This window comes from Ramlibacter albus, assembly GCF_014297445.1.
In the GTDB taxonomy this organism is placed as follows: domain Bacteria; phylum Pseudomonadota; class Gammaproteobacteria; order Burkholderiales; family Burkholderiaceae_C; genus Ramlibacter; species Ramlibacter albus.
Genome location: NZ_JACORU010000001.1, coordinates 523,289 through 543,917 on the forward strand (window position 1 = coordinate 523,289; position 20,629 = coordinate 543,917).

Annotated in this window: 11 protein-coding genes and 1 riboswitch (1 of these 12 only partly in view); of the genes, 8 read left to right on the forward strand and 3 right to left on the reverse strand. The window is 69.3% G+C overall.

What is annotated here, in order from left to right; genetic code table 11:
• Nucleotides 1-9,253 carry the 5' portion of a DUF4347 domain-containing protein gene (locus tag H8R02_RS02430; protein ID WP_187079747.1) on the reverse strand. Its footprint begins 18,122 nt before the window's first position, so only the first 9,253 of its 27,375 coding nucleotides appear in the window; it begins with the start codon at nucleotides 9,251-9,253; its stop codon lies off the left edge, out of view.
• Between the two features lie 171 nt (nucleotides 9,254-9,424).
• Here H8R02_RS02430 and gspF point away from each other — a divergent pair, with 171 nt between their 5' ends.
• Complete coding sequence (gene gspF, locus H8R02_RS02435; RefSeq protein ID WP_187079748.1) at nucleotides 9,425-10,642, forward strand: type II secretion system inner membrane protein GspF; 1,218 nt, start codon at nucleotides 9,425-9,427, stop codon at nucleotides 10,640-10,642.
• Nucleotides 10,643-11,545, forward strand: a complete 903-nt coding sequence (locus H8R02_RS02440) for a 5'-nucleotidase (protein ID WP_187079749.1) — start codon at nucleotides 10,643-10,645, stop codon at nucleotides 11,543-11,545.
• Here the strand turns inward: H8R02_RS02440 and H8R02_RS02445 are convergent.
• The gene (locus tag H8R02_RS02445; RefSeq protein ID WP_255429124.1) at nucleotides 11,542-12,495 is read right to left on the reverse strand and encodes a DMT family transporter; all 954 of its coding nucleotides are present in this window, start codon (nucleotides 12,493-12,495) and stop codon (nucleotides 11,542-11,544) included. The genes H8R02_RS02440 and H8R02_RS02445 overlap by 4 nt on opposite strands.
• 57 nt (nucleotides 12,496-12,552) lie before the next feature.
• Nucleotides 12,553-12,708, forward strand: a riboswitch (FMN riboswitch).
• Between the two features lie 82 nt (nucleotides 12,709-12,790).
• Between H8R02_RS02445 and ribB the strand changes: the two genes are divergently transcribed.
• The gene (ribB, locus tag H8R02_RS02450; protein WP_187079750.1) at nucleotides 12,791-13,426 is read left to right on the forward strand and encodes a 3,4-dihydroxy-2-butanone-4-phosphate synthase; all 636 of its coding nucleotides are present in this window, start codon (nucleotides 12,791-12,793) and stop codon (nucleotides 13,424-13,426) included.
• Here the strand turns inward: ribB and acuI are convergent.
• On the reverse strand, nucleotides 13,413-14,390 hold the full coding sequence (acuI, locus tag H8R02_RS02455) for an acrylyl-CoA reductase (NADPH) (protein ID WP_187079751.1): 978 nt from the start codon (nucleotides 14,388-14,390) through the stop codon (nucleotides 13,413-13,415). The two genes, ribB and acuI, sit on opposite strands and share 14 nt — an antisense overlap.
• 42 nt (nucleotides 14,391-14,432) lie before the next feature.
• Between acuI and H8R02_RS02460 the strand changes: the two genes are divergently transcribed.
• The 5 genes from H8R02_RS02460 to H8R02_RS02480 are packed head-to-tail and all read left to right on the forward strand — an operon-like array spanning nucleotide 14,433 to nucleotide 20,625.
• Nucleotides 14,433-15,257 (forward strand): FkbM family methyltransferase, encoded by an 825-nt coding sequence (locus tag H8R02_RS02460; protein WP_187079752.1) that lies wholly within the window; start codon nucleotides 14,433-14,435, stop codon nucleotides 15,255-15,257.
• Nucleotides 15,226-16,749, forward strand: a complete 1,524-nt coding sequence (locus H8R02_RS02465; RefSeq protein WP_187079753.1) for a tetratricopeptide repeat protein — start codon at nucleotides 15,226-15,228, stop codon at nucleotides 16,747-16,749. Before H8R02_RS02460 ends, H8R02_RS02465 begins: the two co-directional genes overlap by 32 nt.
• 34 nt (nucleotides 16,750-16,783) lie before the next feature.
• Nucleotides 16,784-17,791, forward strand: coding sequence for an ATP-binding protein (locus H8R02_RS02470; RefSeq protein WP_187079754.1), 1,008 nt, complete (start codon nucleotides 16,784-16,786; stop codon nucleotides 17,789-17,791).
• Nucleotides 17,788-18,918 carry an ABC transporter substrate-binding protein gene (locus tag H8R02_RS02475; protein ID WP_187079755.1) on the forward strand — a complete coding sequence of 377 codons (1,131 nt, stop codon included), beginning with the start codon at nucleotides 17,788-17,790 and terminating at the stop codon, nucleotides 18,916-18,918. The genes H8R02_RS02470 and H8R02_RS02475 overlap by 4 nt, the downstream gene beginning before the upstream one ends.
• 12 nt (nucleotides 18,919-18,930) lie before the next feature.
• A complete protein-coding gene (locus H8R02_RS02480) occupies nucleotides 18,931-20,625 on the forward strand; it encodes an ATP-binding protein (RefSeq protein ID WP_187079756.1) in 1,695 nt (564 codons plus the stop codon).
• Nucleotides 20,626-20,629: the final 4 nt, after the last annotated feature.

Here is a 20,629-nt window from a genome sequence, read left to right on the forward strand (position 1 = left end):
CCACCTGCTCGGTGGCGCTGTAGCTCGTGGGCGTGATGGTCGCCACGGGTGCGTCGTTGACGGCACTCACCGTGATGCCGACCGTGTCCGTGTCGGTCGCGGAGGTCGCGTCCGTGGACACCACGGTCAGCGTGTCGGCGCCGTTGAAGTTGCCCGTGCCCTTGTACGTGAGCGTTGCCAGCGTGTCGTTGATGTCCGTCTGCGTGCCGGAGATCGTCAGCGAGGACGAATTGTTGGAGCCCAGCGAGATCGACGCGGCGCCCTTGAGCGAGACGTTGAGCACGCCGTTGGTCACCGACAGCTTGGTCGTCGCGAGGTCGCCCTGCGCGTCGCTCACGCTCACGAGGTTGCCGTTGCCGCTGCTGAAGGTGAGCGTGGTGTCTTCGTTGACCGTCTGTGCCGCGGGCACGTTGTTGGTCGGCGCGGCGGAGTTGTTGACCGTGACGGAGACCGTCGCCGTGTCGGTGCCGCCGTTGCCGTCGCTCACCTTGTATGTGAAGGTGGTGTTGCCCAGGAACCCCGTCGTGGGCGTGAAGGTCAGCGTGCCGCCCGCATTGAGCTTGACCGTGCCGTCGGTCACGGTCTTGGTCTGGCCGGACGTGATCGCCTGGCCGCCCACCTCGGTGATCGTGAGCGTGTCGTTCTCGACGTCGACGTCGTTCGACAGCACCGTGATGGTCGTCGCGGTGTTGAGCGAGGTCGTTGCCGAGTCGTCCTTCGCGTCGGGCGCGTCGTTCACCGCGTTGACGGTGATCGACGTCGTGTCGCTGTCGCTCTGCGCGCTGCCGCCCGTGTTGCCCTGGTCGTTGGTCACCATCGTCAGCGAGACGCTGCCGTTGGCGTTCGTCGCCGGGTTGAAGGTGGGTGCCGTGGCCGAGAGGAAGCTGTTGATGTCCGCGGCGGTGCCGGTCAGAACGATGGACGTGCCGCCCGAGCCGGTGACGCCGACCTGCGCCGTACCCGTCGCCGTCAGTGCGCCGGAGCCCACCGTCAGGGTCATCTTCACCGTGCCGGAGCCGGCGTCCGGGTCGGCGAACGAAATGCCGGACAGGGTGAGCGGCGTGTCCTCGTTGGTGCTGAACGTCGTCGGCAGCGTGTTCACCGGCGGGTCGTTCGACGCGGTGATCGAGATGGTGCTGGTGTCGGTGTCGGTCTGGGCCGCGCCGCCCGTGTTGCCCTGGTCGTTCGTGACCATCGTCAGCGTCACGTCGGCCGTCGCGTTGGATGCCGGCGTGAACGTCGGCGCCGTCGTCGTCGCCAGGTAGCTGTTGATGTCCGTCGCCTTGCCGGTCAGCGTGATCGAGCTCGTGCCCGAATTCGCGACCGTCACATTCGCGGTGGAACTCGCCGTCAGTGTGCCGGAGCCGACCGACAGCGTCACCTTGACCGCGCCGGTGCCGGCGTCGGGGTCGGCGAAGGAGATGCCCGTCAGCTGCAGCGACGTGTCCTCGGCGGTGGTGTACGTGGCGGGCAGCGTGTTGACCGGCGGGTCGTTCGACGCGTTGATCGAGATCGTGCTGGTGTCGGTGTCCGTCTTCGCCGAGCCGCCGGTGTTGCCCTCGTCGCTCGTCACCATCGTCAGGGTGACGTCGCTCGTCGCATTGCCGGCCGGCGTGAACGTCGGCGCGGTGGTGGTCGCGAGGTACGCGTTGATGTCCGCCGCGGTACCGGTCAGGATGATCGACGCGCTGCCCGAGTTGCCGACGGTGACCTGCGCCGTCGAACTCGCCGTGAGCGTGCCAGAGCCGACCGAGAGCGTCACCTTGACGGTGCCCGTGCCCGCATCGACATCCGTGAACGAGATGCCCGTCAGCTGCACCGCCGTGTCCTCGGCGGTGGTGTACGTCGTGGGCAGCGTGTTGACCGGTGCGTCGTTCACCGCGCTGACGGTGATCGTGCTCGTGTCGGTGTCGGTCTGCGCGCTGCCGCCGGTGTTGCCCAGGTCGCTGGTCACCATCGTCAGGGTGACCGTCCCGTTGGCATTGGCCGCGGGGTTGAAGGTCGGCGCGGAGGCGCCGGCCAGGTACGTGTTGATGTCGGTCGCCTTGCCGTCCAGCACGATCGACGATCCACCCGAGCCGGTGACCGTCACCTGCGCCGTGGAGCTGGCCGTCAGCGTGCCGGAGCCGACCGACAGCGTGACCTTGGCCGAGCCGGTGCCGACGTCCACGTCCGCGAACGAGATGCCGGTGAGCTGCACGCCCGTGTCCTCGGACGTGGTGTAGGTCGTCGGCAGCGTGTTGACCGGCGCGTCGTTGACCGGCGTGACCGTGATCGAAACCGTATCCGAGTCCGTGTACGCCGACGAATCCGTCGACAGCACCGTCAGCGTGTCGCTGCCGTTGAAGTTGCTCGTGCCCTTGTAGGTGAGCGTGGCGAGCGTGCTGTTGATGTCGGTCTGCGAGCCCGTGATCGTCAGCGTGCCCGTCCCGTTGCCGCTGGCCGACGCCGAGCCTGCCAGCGTCACGCCCAGCGTGCCGCTGGCCACCGTGAGCTTGGTGCTCGCCAGGTTGTTCTGGTTGTCCGAGACGCTGATCGCGCTGGTGCCGGTGAACGAGAAGGTCGTGTCCTCCGCCACGGTCACCGTGGTGGGCACGGTGTTCGTCGGGTTCGGCGTCTCGACGATGGTCGTGCGCGCCGCGGTCGATGCATTGCCCGCGTCGTCCGTCGCGACGATGTCCACCGTGCGGTCGCCGGCGGTGAAGGCCGCCTTCGTGTTGTTGTACTGCAGGTCGCGGATGACCAGCTGCGCCGCGCTTTCCGACAGCGGCGAATAGTCGCTCGCCTGGATCGTGAAGACGTTGCCCGCGTAACTCACGTTCACCGCCGAGCCGCCCACCGGGATGTTGGTGAGCGAGCCGGTCGAGCCGTCGAGCGACACGGTCGTCGTGCCGAGGATGATCTTCTCGCTGGAGCCGTCGAGCACGCCGCCCACGGTGACCTTCAGGGACGCCACGAGGTCCGACGCCTCCACCAGCGTCGCGGGGTCGGCGTTGTCGTCGATGCTCAGGGCGCTGCCCGTGAACGACACCGTGTTCGTGATCTTCGTGCCGTCGCTCGGGTCCAGGTCCACCACGGGCGCGGTGGTGTCGGCGCTGATCAGCAGCTCCTTGGTCGTCGTGTCGGTGGCCTTGTTGCCGGCCGTGTCGTACACGATGGCGGTGACGTCGTACTTGCCGTTGAAGGCCGCCGTGCCGGTGCCCGCCGGGCTGAGCACGTTGGCGGCGGGGATCTGCAGCGTCCAGGTGCCGCCGCCCCACGTCAGGCCGTCGCCGCCGCCCGTGTAGGTGACGCCGTCCACGGTGACCTTGAGCGTCTCGCCGCTGCCGACGGTGGCCGAGCCGGTGATCTGCGGGGTCGTGTCCGCCGTGGTGAGCGTGTTGACCGTCGGCACCGGCGCGGGCGCGACGGTGTCGATGCTGATCGTCTGCGACGTGGTGCTGCCGCTCGTGGCGCTCAGCGTGTACGTGCCGTCGGCCAGCGTGGTGCCGGTGTAGTCCCAGGTCCAGGCACCGGACGCGCTGGACGTAACCGTGGCGGTGCTCTTGGTCGCGCCGCCCGAATCCTTCAGCACCAGCGTGACCGACGCCGACGCGCCGGCGGAGCCGTTGAACTTGAGCGTGTTGTCGTTCGTGACGAAGTCGCCCACCGCGCCGCTGTCGGTGGTGATGCTGTCGATGCTCAGCGACTTGGTGTGCGTGACCGTCGCCGTGTCGGAGTACTGGATGCCGGCGTCGTCGAAGTACGTGGCCGTGACCGTGAGCGTCCCGTTGAGCATCGCGGCGAGGTTCAGGCCGCTGACGGTGAACCCCGTGCCGGTGGACGTCGCCGTGGTGCTGAGCGTCGTGGCGCCATCCGTGATCGTCACGTAGATCGTGTTGCCCGAGGGGACGAAGGTCGTCGTGCCGTTGATCGTGACGTTGTCGTCTTCCGTCTGGTCCAGGACGCCGTCGCCACCGATCGGCTCGGTGATCGTGAGCACCGGCGCGGCCGGGTCGTACGTGATCGACTTGCTGTTGCTCGCCGCGTTACCGACGATGTCGGTGCCGTTCACGCTGATCGTGTAGGTGCCGGCCGCGAGCCCGGTGAAGCTGCCCGAGGTCGGCGCCTTGGTGCCGGTGTCGATGCTCCAGTTGCCGCTGGCGTCGGTCGTGGTCGTCCACGTGAAGCCGTTGAGCGTGACGGTCACGCCCTGCCCCGAGCCGAGGTCGCTGGTGCCGGTGAGCAGCGGCGTGTTGTCGCTGGTCTTGGTGTTGGTGGTGATGTCGATGTTGGCCGACGTGTCCACCACCAGCGTCTTCGTCGCCGTGCTGCTGGTGCTGCCGGCCGCGTTGCTCGCCACGGCGGTGAGCGTGTAGGTGCCGTCGGGCAGCGTGCTGCCCGTGCGGTCCACCGTCCACGTCGAGCCGCTCGCCGCCACGCTGGTGGAGAAGGTCGTGTTGTTGCTCGAATCCTTGAGCGTCACCGCGACGACGGAACCCGAGGTCGTGGTGCCCGAGAACACCAGCGACGGGTCGTTCGTGTAGAAGTCGGTGGTGTTCGTGCCGGTGTCGGTGGAGATCGCCGAGATCGTCACGGTCGGCACCGTGGTGTCGACGGTGAATGTCTGCGCCGCGGTCGACGTGAGTGTGTTCGGTCCGCCGGACTTGCTGGAGACGGCGGTGACGGTGTGGACCGTGCTGGTGAGCGACGTGGCGCTGTGGTCGTAGGTCCATGCGCCCGCGGTGCTGGTCACCGCGGTGCCCACGCTCGTGCCGTCGACGTACACCGTGACGGTGCGGCTCGCCTCGGCGATGCCGCTGAAGGTCAGCGTGGGGTCGTTGGTGAGGAAGTCGGTCGTGCTCGTGCCGGCATCGGTGGTGATCGCCTTCACCGTCACGTTCGAGACCGTGGAGGTGTTGCCGGCGCCGTCCGTGCCCTTCACGCTCACGAGGCTGTTGGCCGTGAGCCCCGTGGCCGGGAAGCTGCCGCTCGTGGGCGTCGCGGTGGCGGTGTTCACGGACCATGTGAGGTCCGGCTGCACCGTGGTCGTGTACGTCAGCGTCGTCGCGGTGTCGTTCGCCACGTCGACCACCACGGTCAGCGTGGAGCCGGCGGCGAGGTCCGTCGTGCCCTTGATCGTCGGCGTGCTCGTGCTGGCGCTCGGGCCGCCTGTGATGTCGATGTCCGGAGCCACGGTGTCGTGGTTCACCGTCACCGTGTCCGTCGACGTGCCGATGGCCGCGGCCACGGCGAGCAGGCCGTCCGACTTCGTCGCGAAGCTGGTCGTCACGAGCGACCAGGTGCCGTTGGCGGCAACGGCCGCGGTGCCGATGCTCGTGCCGCCGACGCTGACCGTGACGGTGTCCGCGGTCGTCGTGTTCGAGCTCGTGCCGGAGATCGTCACCGAGTCGTCGTCGGTGGCGGAGAGGTTGGTGTCGGGGCCGAAGCCCGTGATCGACACGCCCTTGGTGGTGGTGGGCGCGCTGCCCAGCTGCAGCTTGGGCAGGGCGACGTCCTGGAACAGGATGTTGGGCGACTCGGTGGCGCTCACACCGGCGGTAACGAGCCAGGTCGAGCTGGGGCCGAGCGTGTTCGTGATGTCGCTCGGCGCCACCGTCACGGTCCACGTGCCGGTGCTGACCGTCGCGGTGTAGGTCTTGCTCGAGCCCGTGGCAACGTTCCTCACCGTGACGGTGACGGCGTTGCCCTGGATCGTCGCGCTGGTGCCGTTGGTCGTCGACCCCGTGATCAGCACGTTGGACGCGGCCTCGGTCGTGTCGATGACGTTGTCGCTCGCGATCGTGTTGATCGTGATCTTCGCCCCCAGGCTGGGCGAGTTGGTCGAGGTCTCCGTGCGCGTGACCGCGCTCACGCCCGTGTTGCCGGCGGAGTCGGCCGCGGAGTTCGCGGCGCTCGCGGTGAGCGTCACCGACGAATAGCTGCCCGACGGCCGCGGCACGCTGGCCGTCCATGTCCCGTTCGAGTTGACGGTGGTCGTGGCCGAGCTTGTCTTGCTGTTGGAGCCGAGGACGTCGATCGTGATCGTCGTGCCCGACGCGAGATCCGAAATGCCGGTGACGGTGTTGTTCGCGTTCGTGTCCCAATACTGCGGGCCCGCGAACGCGATCTGCGGGGGCGCCTTGTCGTGCAGGTAGCCGCCGCTGGTGGCCGTCGCACTGCCGATCGCGGCGCTGACGGTCATGTAGCTGCCGGCCAGGCTGGTCAGGTCGATGCCCGTCGCGGTCCAGGTGCCGCCGGAGACGACGGCGGTTGTCGTGACGTCGGGCGTCGCCGAGTCGCTGTCCGACCACGTCACCGTCACCGTCTGGCCGTTGACGTTGGTTGCGGTGCCGATGACGCTGATGCTGTCGTCCTCGCGCCGGTTGATCGTGGTGTCCCAGGTCCCCACGATGCCGTATTCGGTGCCGGAAGAGCCGACGCTCCCCGTCGTTCCCGTCGTCGCCGCGGTGGTCACCGTGGTGATGGCGAGCGTCACCGGCGTGAGCGTCTGCGTGGCGTTCGCGGTACGGCCGGAGCTGTCGGTCGCGGTGGCCTGCACGCCCATCGCGGTGCTGATGCCGGCGACCGGGAACGAACCGCTGATCGGCGCGGAGCTCGCCGTGTCCAGCGTCCACGCGCCGACCGAGTTGGTCGTGACGTTGTAATAGAGCGCGTCGGTCAGCGTGCCGTCGTTGTTCGGGTCGATGCGCACGACGATCGAGCCGCTCAGCACGGACGACGTGCCGGCAATGGTGGGCTTGGTCGTGCCGGAGTTGGCCGTGGCTCCGCCGGTGATCGTGATCGTCGGCCCGGTGACGACGGCGAGCTCGCCCGTCGACGAGTCCACCGCGGTCGCGCCGCCGGAGCGCGTGGTCGTCGCGGTCACGTCGTACGTGTTGCCGGCCACCACCGGGTTGCCGCCGGGGATGGTGATGCTCCACGTCGTGTTGTTGGTGCCGCTGTAGGTGATGCTGCCGCCGCTGAACGACTGCGTGTAGCCCGAGCGCGTCACGGTCACGGCGAGCGAGTCGGTGCCGCTGTTCGTGCCGCCCCACGTGCCCGTGATCGTGGGCGTGGTGTTGTTGGTGCTGAGCGTGTTGACGACCGGGCGGTCGATGGCCGTCGCCGTCGTCGAGTTGCCGGAAGAGTCCGAGCCGGTTGCCGTGACCTTCGAGTACGAGGTGAAGCCCGACGAGGGCACCGAGCCGCTGGTGGGCGACGTGACTGAGGTGTCCACCGTCCACGTGCCGTCGGCCAGCACGAGCGCGGCGTACGTGACCGTCGTCGCGCCGTTGCCGTACACGTCGACGACCACCGTCATGTTCGAGCCCACGGGCACGCCGGAGGTCGTGCCGCTGATCGAAGGCCGCCCCGCCGTCGCCAGCGTGTTCACGCCCACCGTCGGCGCGACGGAGTCGTGCAGTGCGGTTGCCGTGTCGCCGCTGGAGCCCGCCACCTGCGTGGTGCCGCCGGCGGCGGTGACCACCTTCGCATCGAAGGTGAGCGTGCCTTCCGCCAGGCCGCTCACGTTGGCGGTGGTGGACCACGTGCCGTCCGCCGCCGCGGTGGCCCACACGGTCGCCGTGGCGTTGGCGCTGTCGGTGATGACCACCATGATGTTGGCGTTCGCCGTGGCGCGCGACGTGCCCTGGATGACAAGCGCGTCGTCTTCGCTCGCGTTGACGATGCCGTCGCGGTTGGACGCGTAGTCCACCGGCGCCTTGATCTTCACGTAGTCCGCCGCGCTGACCGGGTTGGACGGCGTCATCGGGCCGGCCAGCACGCCGAGCGAGGAAAAGTCGGCGTTCTTGTCGTAGCTGCCGCCGACGCCGTTGAGGTCGGCGTTGATCGGGCCGGGCTGCGTCTGCGAGAACGCGACGTAGCTCACCGACGTGTTCGGCCCGAAGTTGGCGATGCCGGTCGAGCCGCGCGGGCCGTAGTTGCCGCTCTTGTCGAGCGGGGAGGGAATCGCCAGCACGGCGGCGATGTCCTTCACCGGCACCTTGAAGCTCACGAAGATGTCGTTCTTGCCGTCGTTGCCGACGTCGGTGTCCTGGCCCACCGGCGGCGCGGCCGGGTTCCAGTTCGGGTCGCTCGTCGCGCTCACCGCCACGGCGGAGTAGTTCACGCCGTTCTGCATGGCGTACACGCCGTTGTTCGCGAGCCAGCCGGTGGGCAGCGGCTGCGTGCTCGTCGTGTTGGGCGAGATGTTCAGGTCGGTGCCCGGGTCCATCAGCCGGATCACCTGCGCGCTGCTGCGGCCGTCGACGGTGAAGAAGATGTCGATCTTGCCGTCGCTGTTGGCGTCCATGCCGATCGTCAGCACGCCGTTGAACACCGGCGGGCTCGAGCTCGTGGGGTTGTCCACGCGCACGCGGAAGTACATGTAGTCGTCGTTCGACGTTCCCGTCGTGCCGCCGTCGTCGTAGGCCGCGTACAGCGACCCGTGCGTGGCGTCGGCCACGATGTCGGTATCGGCCGCCTTGGCCTGGCTGTCGCCCTGCGGGTCCTGCGCGCTGCCGAACATGATCGGGATCCAGCCGCTCGCGCCGGAGAGGCTGACCGTCGACAGGCGCGCGTCGTAGGCCTGTTCGGCCTGCTCCGACAGGAACGCGGTGGCGGTGATCTCGCCCGTCTGGTATTCGAAGACCCAGTCGCCGTTGGCGTTGCGGCTGCCGGTGGCGTCGGTGGACGCCGCGACCTCGGTGTCGGTGAGTTTCGCGATCGCCTGCACGAAACGCTCGCCCTGCACGCCGGCCGCGACGTCGCAGCCGTACAGCATGATGTCGCCGTCGCGCGTGAACCACTGGCGCAGCAGCGCGAATTCGTCGGCGCGGGCGTCGAGCGTGGCGGCGTCCAGCGCCGTGGAGCCCAGCGTCAGGTACGCGGGCGCGCCGTGGCTGACGATGTGCAGGGCGGAGACGGCGCTGCCGTCGGCGCGCAGGGCTTCGCCGATCTGGTCGATGCCGTCGCGGTTCTCGTCGAGGATCAGGACCTTCACGCCGGCGCGGGCGTTGTCGACGAGCTGCTGCGCGTTCGGCACGCGGGCGTCGATGACCAGCCATTCGACCGCAGCCGGCGAGGCCGCAGTGGGCGCTTCGACAGCTGCCGCGGGCAGCTTGAGCGCAGCCTCGTGAAGCACGTCGGAGGCGTCCGTGACGGCGTCCTGCCTGGGCACTGCCATCGCGGTATCGACCAGCGCGCCATCGAACAGCACGCGAGGTTCCAGTGCCAGCAGGCGCGTACGCGGGCGCCTTGTCCCCCTCGACATGTTTAAACTCCTTCGGGCTGGCGCAACGACGATGCCGCCCCTATGCGAATGGTGGGGGCACTTGAAACAAAGTGCAACAGAAATTGTAAGAATAGCCCGTGCATTTGTTGCACATTCACGGCAATTGTGACGGGCGGCCTCTCGAATCTACTACACACTGTTACACCTTCAATGCCTGCCTACTCTTTCGAGGCGCTCGACAGCCAGGGCGAAACCCGGCGCGGCGTGCTGGAAGCGGACACCGCCAAGGCGGCCCGCAGCCAGTTGCGCTCCCAGGCGCTCATCCCCCTGCAGGTCGCTCCCGTCGAAGCGGGGGCGTCGTCCGCAGGCGCCCCGCGCCCCTTCACGCGGGCCGTTTTCAACGACACCGCCCTGACCATCTGGACCCGCCAGCTGGCTGGCCTGGTCGGCTCCGGCCTGCCCTTGGAGCGCGCGCTCACTGCGCTCGCCGATGAGGCGCAGGGCGAGCGTGAGCGCCACCTTGTCGCCGCCTTGCGGGCCGAAGTGAACGCCGGCGCCACCTTCGCCACCGCCCTTTCCCACTTCCCGCGCGACTTCTCCGAGATCTACGTCGCCGTGGTCGCCGCGGGCGAGCAAAGCGGCCACCTCGGCCAGGTCCTGGACAAGCTGGCCGACGACCTGGAAGCCCGCCAGGCCTTGCGCGCCAAGCTCCTCGGAGCCGCTCTCTACCCCGCGATCGTCACGCTCGTGGCGATCGTGATCGTGTTATTTCTTGTTACGTATGTCGTCCCGCAAGTCGCGAACGTGTTTGCGGGCACCAAGCGCGCCCTCCCGTTCCTGACCGTCGCCATGCTCTGGATCAGTGCGTTCGTCCGCGATTACGGCTGGATCATCCTGATTGCAGGCGTTGGCGTGGGACTGCTCCTACGCAGCAGCCTCAGGAATGTTGCATTCCGTGAAAAATTCGATGCGGGCTTCCTCACTGTCCCGCTGCTGGGACGGCTGGCCCGCGGTTACAACGCGGCACAGTTCGCCAGCACCCTGGCCATGCTGGCCGGCGCCGGTGTGCCGATCCTGCGGGCCCTGCAGGCCGCGGCGGAAACCCTGAACAACCGCGCCATGCGGGCGGACGCGATGGACGCGCTGGTCCTGGTGCGCGAAGGCGCGCCGCTCGCATCCGCCCTGGGCCAGAAGAAGCGCTTCCCGGGCTTGCTCGCGATGTTCGCCCGCATGGGCGAGCAGACCGGCCAGTTGCCCGCCATGCTGCAACGCGCGGCCAACCAGCTGGGCGCCGAAGTGCAACGGCGCGCGATGCAGCTCGCGACGTTGCTCGAGCCGCTGCTGATCGTCACCATGGGTTTCGTGGTGATGATGATCGTGCTGGCTGTTCTCCTGCCTATCATCCAGCTGAACCAGTGGGTCCGATGAATGGCAGCCCCCAGCCTTGAAGACAAGCTCGTCGTCGCGATCTCCTCGCGCGCGCTGTTCGACTTCGAGGAAGAGAACCGTGTCTTCGAAGGCGGCGACCCGCAGGCCTACATGAAGCTGCAGCTGCAGCGGTTGGACCAGCCCGCGCAGCCCGGCATCGCCTTCTCGCTCATCCGCAAGCTGCTGGCGTTCAACGACCCCGACAAGCAGCGCGTGGAGGTCGTGATCCTCTCGCGCAACGACCCCGTCTCCGGCATGCGCGTGTTCCGCTCGGCCAAGGCGGCGCACATCCCGCTGTCGCGCGGCGTGTTCACGCAAGGCCGGCCTCCGTTCGGGTACCTGCACCCGCTGCGCGCGCACCTGTTCCTGTCCGCGAACGCGCAGGACGTGCGCGAAGCCTTGGCGGCCGGTTTCCCGGCGGCGCGCGTGCTCACCGAATCGATGGTCGCGAGCGTCAACTACCCGAACGAAGTGCGCATCGCCTTCGACGGCGACGCGGTGCTGTTCTCCGACGAGGCGGAGAAGGTGTTCCAGCGCGACGGGCTCGAGGCTTTCCAGTTGCACGAGCTGACCAAGGCCGCGCAGCCGCTGCCCGACGGGCCATTCAAGCCTTTCCTCACTGCGCTGCATCGCTTGCAGCAGGCGGGCGATCCATCGATGCGCATCCGCACGGCGCTCGTCACGGCGCGCAGCGCGCCGGCGCACGAGCGCGCCATCCGCACGCTGATGGACTGGAACATCCAGGTGGACGAGGCCATGTTCCTCGGCGGCCTGCCCAAGGGCGAGTTCCTGCGGCAGTTCGAGCCGGACTTCTTCTTCGACGACCAGACGCGGCACGTGGACCAGGCGGCGCGGCATGTGCCGGCGGGGCATGTGGCGAGCGGGATCGCGAACGTCGTTTAAGCCACCCTGCTGCGAGCTTCGCGGCGCGCGATCCACATCGTCGACAGGAAGATCACGAAACCCCCGAGCAGCGTCGAATCGCTCGGCATGTCGCTGAACACCAGCCACCCCAGCGCGCTCGCCCAGACGAGGTCGAGGAACTTCACCGACTGCGTGGCCGAGATGTCGGCGACCGCATAGGACCGCGTCAGGCAGTAGTGCCCTGCGCTGCCGAGGAAGCCGCACACGAAGAAGCCGCCCCACTGCCACGCCGTCGGCCACTGCCAGTGCAGCAGCGACAGCGGCAGGCTCAGGAGGGCCACGCTGATTCCCTGCCACAGCACGATCACCTCCGCCCGCTCGTAGCGGGTCAACGCCTTCGTGAGAAGGAACGACGCGGCGAAAACCGGCGAAGAGGCCAGCATCACGAGCGTGTAGATGCCGCCCGCGGCCGAGAGCTTGGGCCCCACGACGATCAGCACGCCCGCGAAGCCGATCGCGGCCGCGAGCCAGCGCTCCCAGCGCATCGGCTCCTTGAACACGAGTGCCGCGCCCAGCATGATGAAGATCGGCCCCGTGAAGCCGATGGCCGTGGTGTCGGCGATGGTGATGTGCGGGATCGCGACGAACCACAGGCACAGCCCCAGCGTGTGCACGCCGCCGCGCACGAACTGCCCGCGGATGTTCAGCGGCATGTACGCGGCCACGCCGCTGTGCGCCACCATCGGCAGCAGCACGACGATGCCGAACACGTAGCGCAGGAACTGGACCTCGAACGGGTCCAGGTCGATCGCCAGCCCGCGCATCAGCGTGTTGAGCAGCACGAACAGCAAGCCGGCTGCGCTGGACCACAGCAGGCCCCGCACCGTGGGATCGAGCCGCGATGCGCGCCTGTGCATCACCGCCGCGCGGCGCACCAGCAGATGGCGGCGCCTGCGCGTGGGTACTGCACTCTCGCTGCTTGTCTCCATCGCGACTTCGACTATAGCCCCTCGCGCGCGCGTGGAATCGCGTGGCGCCTATAGTGGAGCTGTCTTCAGGGCGGGGTGGAAGTCCCCACCGGCGGTAGGCGGCGTCACAACCGCGAGCCCGCGAGCGCTTCGCGTATCGAAAGAGAGCGAGGGTCAGCAGATCCAGTGCGATTCTGGAGCCGACGGTCACAGTCCGGATGAAAGAAGATGCGTTCGCGCCTTGCCGCAGGGCAGGTGGGCGTGCGCTGCTTCGCAAGCCTTGGGGCGTTTTTGTTCAACAAACAGGAGCGTTTCAATGATCTCTGTCACCCCTACCCTCGAACTGGCGCCGCTCGATGCGGTCATTGCCGACGTCGCGCTCGGCAAGCCCGTGCTCGTGCTCGACGATGCCGAGCGCGAGAACGAAGCCGACCTGATCGTCGCCGCGGATCTCGTCACGCCGGCGACCATGGCGCTGATGATCCGCGAAGGCAGCGGCATCGTGTGCCTCTGCATCCGGCCCGACAAGGCCAGCGAGCTGCGCCTGCGGCCGATGGTCGAGGTGAACCGGTCACGGCATGCCACTGCGTTCACGCAATCGATCGAAGCGGCGTTCGGCGTGTCGACCGGCGTGTCGGCGGCCGACCGCGTGCAGACCATCCAGTGCGCGCTGCGCTCGACGCTGGAGCGCAGCGAGATCGTGAGCCCCGGCCACGTCTTCCCGCTCATCGCGCGCACGGGCGGCGTGCTGGAGCGCGAGGGCCACACCGAAGCGGCCGTGGACCTCGCCGTGCTGGCGGGCCGCTACCCCGCCGGCGTGCTGTGCGAGCTGATGAACCCCGACGGCAGCATGGCGCGCGGCGAGCAGGTCGCAGCCTTCGCGCAGGCGCACGGGTTGCTGTGCACCACGGTGGCAGCGATCCGCGAGTACCGGATGCTCAGCGAGTCTTGACGACGTAGCGGCCGCGCACCTGGCCTGCCATCAGCTTCTGCGCGGCGTCGATGGCGCCGTCGAGCCCGATCTCGGTGGTCATCTCATCGAGCAGCGCGACGTCGAGGTCGCGCGCAAGCCGCGACCACGCCTGCTCGCGCAACGCGCGCGGCGCCATCACGCTGTCCACGCCCAGCAGCGCCACGCCGCGCAGGATGAAGGGCGCGACGGTCGCGGGGAAGTCCATGCCCTGCGCGAGCCCGCATGCAGCGACCGCGCCGCCGTAGCGCACCTGCGCGCATGCGTTCGCGAGCGTGTGGCTGCCCACGGCGTCCACCACGGCCGTCCAGCGCTCCTTCTGCAGCGGCTTGCCCGGCGCGGAGAGCTCGTTGCGGTCGATGATGGACGCGGCGCCCAGCTTCTTCAGGTAGCCCTCTTCCGAGGCCTTGCCCGTCGCGGCGACGACCTTGTGCCCCAGCTTCGACAGCAACGCGATCGCAACCGAACCGACCCCACCGGTCGCGCCGGTGACCAGCACCTCGCCGTCCCCGGCCTTCACGCCGTGCCGCTCGAGCGCGAGCACGCACAGCATCGCGGTGTAGCCCGCCGTGCCGATGGCCATCGCCTGCTTCGCGCTGAAAGCCGTGGGCCGCCGCACCAGCCACTGGCCCTTCAGGCGCGCGCGGCCCGCGAGGCAGCCCTTGTGCGTCTCGCCGACACCGAAGCCATTGAGCACGACCGCATCGCCGGCGCGCCATTCGGGCGACGCGCTCTCCACCACCGTGCCGGAGCCGTCGATGCCGGCCACCATGGGCCAGCTGCGCACGACGGGCGACTTGTTGGTGATGGCCAGGCCGTCCTTGTAATTGAGGGTCGAATATTCGACGTCGAGGGTGACGTCGCCTTCGGGCAGGAAACCGTCATCCACCTCGCGCACGGCGGCGGCGAAATCGGGGTTCTTCTCCAGCACCAGGGCCTTGAACATAAGGGTTGCTCCTTGCAGCGTGTTGTATCCTCGATGCGCAGTATGGCCCACCCCGACCGCCCCATCGCGTTCGTGCTCGCATCGACGAACCACGGCAGCATGATCGTGAACCGGCACGACTACCGCATGGACGGCGCGGACCGCGGCATCGGCGTGGGCTGGCAGCTCCTCTCCCACTCGAGCTTCGACCCGAAGGAAGTGGCCATCGCCCTGGCGCTGCTCGACAAGCGCCGCAAGTATTTCGGCAACGGCGTCGTCGCCATCGACGGCGGCGCCAACATCGGCGTGCACACCGTCGAGTGGGCGCGGCACATGGCCGGCTGGGGCAGCGTCGTCGCGTTCGAGGCGCAGGAGTTCGTGTTCTATGCGCTGGCCGGCAACATCGCGCTCAACAACTGCCTGAATGCGCGCGCGCGTTTCGCCGCGCTCGGCGAGACGACGGGCGACATCGCCATTCCCCAGCCGAACTACCTGCAGCCCGCCAGCTTCGGCAGCCTGGAGCTGCGCGCCCGCGAGGGCAACGAGGACATCGGGCAACCCGTGTCGTACGCGGCGGAGAAGATGGCGACCGTACCGCTGGTGAACCTCGACGCCATGAACATCGGCCGCCTCGACCTGCTCAAGCTGGACATCGAGGGCATGGAGATCGAGGCCCTGCGCGGGGCGCGCGAGACGCTGCAGCGCCACAAGCCGGCGTTGCTGGTGGAAGTGATCAAGTCGGACGAGGCGGCGATCGGCGAGCTGCTGGCGCAGCTGGGTTACCGCAGCCATCGCGTCGGCATGAACATCGTGGCGACGCACGAGAGCGACCCCACGCAGGTCGCGCTGAAGCACCATGGCAAGCGAGTCGACCTCACGATCGGCTGACGACGAACCGCTCGACACGCTCGTCGCGCGCGCCGTGGCGCTGCACCGCGCGAACGACCTCGACGCCGCCGAGGCAACCTACCGGGACATCCTGCAGCGCGCACCGAAGCATCCCGACGCGCTGCACCTGCTGGGCACCATCCACGGCCAGCGCGGCGACTACGTCACCGCCGCGCGATTGATCCAGGAAGCGCTGGACCAGCATCGCGACCCCGCGTACTTCGCCGACCTCGGGCGCGCGCTCTTCGAGATGGGCGAGTTCGTCCGTTCGCTCGCGGCGCAGGAGGCGGCGCTCGCCCTCAACCCGCGCTTCGGCCCGGCACACTTCAACCGCGGCCGCTCGCTGATGGAGATGGCCCGCTTCCAGGACGCGGTGGACGCGTACACACAGGCGATCGAGTGCGGCCAGGCCGATGCCGTGGCCTTTCGCAACCGCGGCAGCGCCAGGCAGGGCGCGGGCGACCTTGAGGGTGCGATCGCGGACTACCGCCACGCGCTGCAGCTGAACCCGCAATACCTCGACGCGCTGCTCGGCCTGTCGCTGCTCACGCTGCTGACCGGCGACCTCGCCAACGGCTGGCCGCTGTACGAGGTGCGCGCCGGTGTGAAGGGCACGATGTACCGCTGGCCGGCGGACCAGCCGCTGTGGGACGGCAAGTCGCCACTCGAGGGCAAGCGCATCCTGCTGCACGCCGAGCAGGGGCTCGGCGACACCATCCAGTTCTGCCGCTACGCCAAGCTCGTGGCGCAGCGCGGCGCGTACGTCATCCTCGAAGTGCAGCGCGAATTGCTGCCGCTCGTCAGCGGCCTGCCGGGTGCGGCGGTCGTCGTCGCGCGCGGCGACCCGCTGCCGCCTTTCGACCTGCACTGCCCGCTGCTCGGCCTGCCGATGCGGTTCGGCACGACGCTGGAAACGATCCCCTCGCCGGGCCGCTACCTGCACACGCCCGCGCACCTGGTCGCGCGCTGGCGCAAGCTGCTGGGCAAGCGAACGCGCCCGCGCGTGGCGCTCGTCTGGAGCGGCAGCACGTTGCACGTGCGAGATGCGAAGCGCAGCATCCAGCTCGCGCAGATCCTGCCCTTCCTGCCCGAAGGCATCGAGTACATCGGCCTGCAGAAGGAGCCGCGGCCGCACGACCGCGAAGTGCTCGCGGGCCAGAGCCTCGTGCGCAACATCGGCGCGCAGCTGCGCGACTTCGCGGACACCGCGGCCGTGTGCGAGATCTGCGATGCGCTCGTGGCCGTCGACACCTCGGTCGTCCATCTCGCAGGCGCGCTGCTGCGCCCGGCGATGGTGCTGCTGCCGCGCGACCCGGACTGGCGCTGGATGCTGCAGCGGGAGGATTCGCCCTGGTACCCGACGCTGCGCCTGCTGCGGCAGGACTCGCACGGCGACTGGGCGAGCGCGCTGCGCAAGATGCAGGGCGCATTGCGCACGCTAACAGGGGATTCTTCCGCGATTCCGCCGCCGCGCCAAGAGGGCAACCGCTAGCACGCGCCGTGGGCCGCCGTGCTGTGATGGCGGCATGCTGGCCACGGGCACCTCCCAGGGCGGGCGCATCCTGCTCATCGACGACGTCCGCTCGATCCACGAGGATTTCGAGCGCATCCTCGCGCCCCATCCGGCCGTGTCCGAACTGGAGGAGCTGGGCTCCGAGCTGTTCGGCGAGCCCGCCGGCAAAGGCGGCGGCAGCTTCGAGCTTGACAGCGCGTACCAGGGGCAGGAGGGGCTGGCCAAGCTGCAGGCTTCCTTGCGCGACGGCCGGCCTTATGCCGTGGCATTCGTCGACATGCGCATGCCCCCCGGCTGGGACGGGCTGGAGACCATCGAGCACCTGTGGGCCACCGACCCGCAGCTGCAGGTGGTGGTGTGCACCGCGTATTCCGATTACCCGTGGGACGAGTTCGTCAGCCGCCTGGACGCGGGCGACAACCTCCTGATCCTGAAGAAGCCCTTCGACCCGGCCGAAGTGATGCAGCTCGCCCGCGCGCTCGCGGCCAAGTGGGCGGGTGCGCGCCGCGCGGCCGCCCTGGTCCAGGAGCTCACCCGGCAGCTCGAGGCGGCGCGGGCCGGCACACCGTCGCGTGAGGTGGACATGGGCGACGTGCTGCGCAGGACGCTGGGCGAGCTGGCCCTGCCGATCGCGGGCACGCGGGCCGTGGTGGACGCGGGGCCGATGCCGCGCATCAACGGCGACCCCGAGGCGCTCGCGCACATCCTGCGCCATCTCGTGGCCAACGCCATCCGGTTCGTGCCGCCCGACCGCACGCCCGCCGTGCGCGTGGAATGCAGCGAGGGCCCGCGCGAGTGGACCTTCTCCGTGCGCGACAACGGCATCGGCCTGGCGGCCGAGCGCGCGGACCGCATCTTTACAGTGTTCCCGCAAGTGCCCCCGGCCGGCGAGCAAGGCGGCATCGGCGTGGGCCTGGCCGTGTGCAGGAAGATCGTGGAGAGCTGCGGCGGTCGCATCTGGGTGGAGTCCTCGCCCGGCGCCGGCGCCACGTTCTCCTTTTCCATCCCGCGGCAGGCATGAGCGCGAAACGGCTCGCGCGGATCGTGGCCCTCGCAGGCGCCATGGGCGCGGGCGCCGCCACCGGGGCCGACCCGGTCAAGATCGGCCTCGTCGTGGAGACGACGGGCGCCTATGCGGAGTACGCGCGCGAGTCCACACGCGGCGCGACGCTGGCGCTGGAAGAGGTCAACCGCGCCGGCGGCGTGCTGGGGCGGACGCTGGAGCTGGTGACCGCGGACAACGAGAGCACCAACCCGGGCTCGGTGGTCGCCGCGACGCAGCTCGTGGCCAACCGCGACGTCAAGGCGATCATCACCACGCTGCACAGCACCCACATCCAGGCGATGATGCCCGTCATCGCGCAGGCCCGCATCCCGGCGCTCATCGGCGGCACGAGCCACGCGCTCACGCAGGCGAAGAACCCCTGGATCTTCCGCGTGCGGCCGCACGACGGCTACTCGGCGCGCGCGATCGCCGACTTCGGCGTCAACACGCTGGGCCGCAAGCGGTGGGCCATCGTGTACGCGGCGGAGAGCTTCGGCATCGACGCGAAGGACCGGCTGGTCGAGGAGCTCAAGGGCGTCGGCCTCGCGCCGGTGGCGGTGCACGGCGTCAACCCGCAGGCGCAGAACTTCGCGCCCGTCGCGCAGGCGCTCAAGCGCAGCGACATCGACGTCGTGGCCACGTACTTCAGCGCCAATGCCGTCGGCGCTTTCGCCCGGCAGCTGCGGCAGGCGGGCGTGGACACGCAGCTGATCGGCTCGACGTCGCTGTCGTCGCCGCGAGCGCGCAAGCTCGCCGGCGGCGCCCTGGACCAGAGCTATTCCGTGCGGGACTTCGTGCCGGACTCGAATGCGCAGGCCAGGGCGTTCGGCCGCAGGTACACCGAGCGCTGGGGCGAGGAGCCGGACGTGCGCGCGAGCTGGGTCTACGACGCCGTGCACCTGCTCGCGGCGGCGATGAACAAGGCGGGCAGCACCAGCCCCGACGCGCTGCGCCGCGCATTGCTGGCCACCCGGGGCCACCAGGGCACGGGCGGCGCGTACACCTTCGACGCCAACGGCGACGGCCGCCACGACTACACGGTGGTGCGCAACGAGGGCGAGAAGACCGTCACCGTGCGCGTCGTCTCGTACGCGCCGCGCTAGGGGTGCCGCACGATGGGACGCTGGCTCGGGCGCCTCTCGCTGGCCACCAAGCTGCTGCTGGCCCCCGCGGTGGGCATCGTCGCGCTGGCCATCGTGGCGGCCGGCGCGTACTGGGGGCTGGCGCAGCAGCGCGACACCATCAGCACGCTCAACGACGTGCGCTTCTCCCACCTGCAGCTGGCGCTGGAGGCCAGTGCCTTCATCCAGGAGGCGCACCAGCAGCTGGACGAAGCCCTGGCAGCGGCGGGCGGCGAGCGCGGCGCGCTCGCGCGCCTGTCGAAGGACGAGGTGCTCGGCAAGCTGAAGACCGCGCTGCCGACGCTGGAGTACTTCAGCGGGCAGGGCCTGGATCCGCGCGAGCAGGAGGTGATCCAGGCCACGATGGCCTCGCTGCGCAGGTACGTCGCGATGGTGGAACAGGCCTTCGCCGCGCAGCAGATCGACGCGCTGACCGAGCGCCGGCTGGAGAGCGCTTTCGGCGTCGTGTCGTGGAACCTCACCCGGATGGTCGGCGTGGAGCGCGAGCTCACGGACGAGGCGTTCGCGCAGTCGCGCGAGCGCTCGCGCTGGCTGCTGGTGGCGTTCTCGGCGCTGCTGCTGCTCGCGCTGCTCGCGGCGCTCGGCGCGACGGTGGTGGTGACGCGGCACGTGCGTTCGAAGGTGGAGGCGATCCACAGCGCGGCGGCCGACCTGGCCGGCGGCAACCTCACCCGCCGCGCCGAAGTCTCCAGCGACGACGAGATCGGCCGCACCGCCCGCGCGTTCAACTACCTCGTGGACGAACTGCAGCGCGCGAACGCGCGCGTGTCGGACGAGATGCTCGCGCTGCAGCAGCGCACCGGCGAGCTGCGCGAGGCGCAGGAGGCGCTGGTGACTGCGGCGCGCCGCGCGGGCATGGCCGAGATCGCCACCAACGTGCTGCACAACGTGGGCAACGTGCTGAACAGCGTGAATGTCGCCACCGGCTTGATCCGCCGCACGGTCGAACACTCCAAGGCCGAGGGGCTGGGCAAGGTGGCGCAGATGCTCGAGGGCCACGAGGGCGACCTTGCCGCCTACCTGCAGGACGACCCGAAAGGCAAGCTCCTGCCGCGCTACCTCGGCCAGCTTGCCAAGGCGCTTGCGGCCGAGCGCGCGAGCCTGCTGGAGGACCTGGCACGCCTGGGCGCGAGCGTGGACCACATCAAGGAGATCGTGGCGATGCAGCAGTCGTATGCGGGTTTCCCGGCGAGCGTGATCGAGTCGATCCGCGTGCAGGACCTGGTGGACGACGCGCTGCGCATGAACGCCGAGTCGTTCAAGCGCAGCGGCGTCACCGTGGTCAAGGAGATCGCGGACGTGCCCCCGCTGGCGCTGGACAAGCACCGGATGCTGCTGATCATGGTGAACCTGATCAACAACGCGAAGCAGGCGGTGAGCGGCAGCGGCGGGCGCGCCCCGGAGATCCGGCTGAAGGTGGACCTTGCCGACGGCCCGAAGCTGCGCGTGCTGGTGGCGGACAAGGGCGAGGGCATCGCGCCGGAGAACCTCACGCGCATCTTCGCGCATGGCTTCACGACGCGCCGCGACGGGCATGGCTTCGGCCTGCACAGCTGCGCGCTGGCGGCGATGGAGATGGGTGGCAAGCTGACGGCGCACAGCGAAGGCGCCGGCCAGGGTGCGACGTTCACGCTGGAGATCCCCGTGGCGGCTGCGGCACGCCCCTGAACGC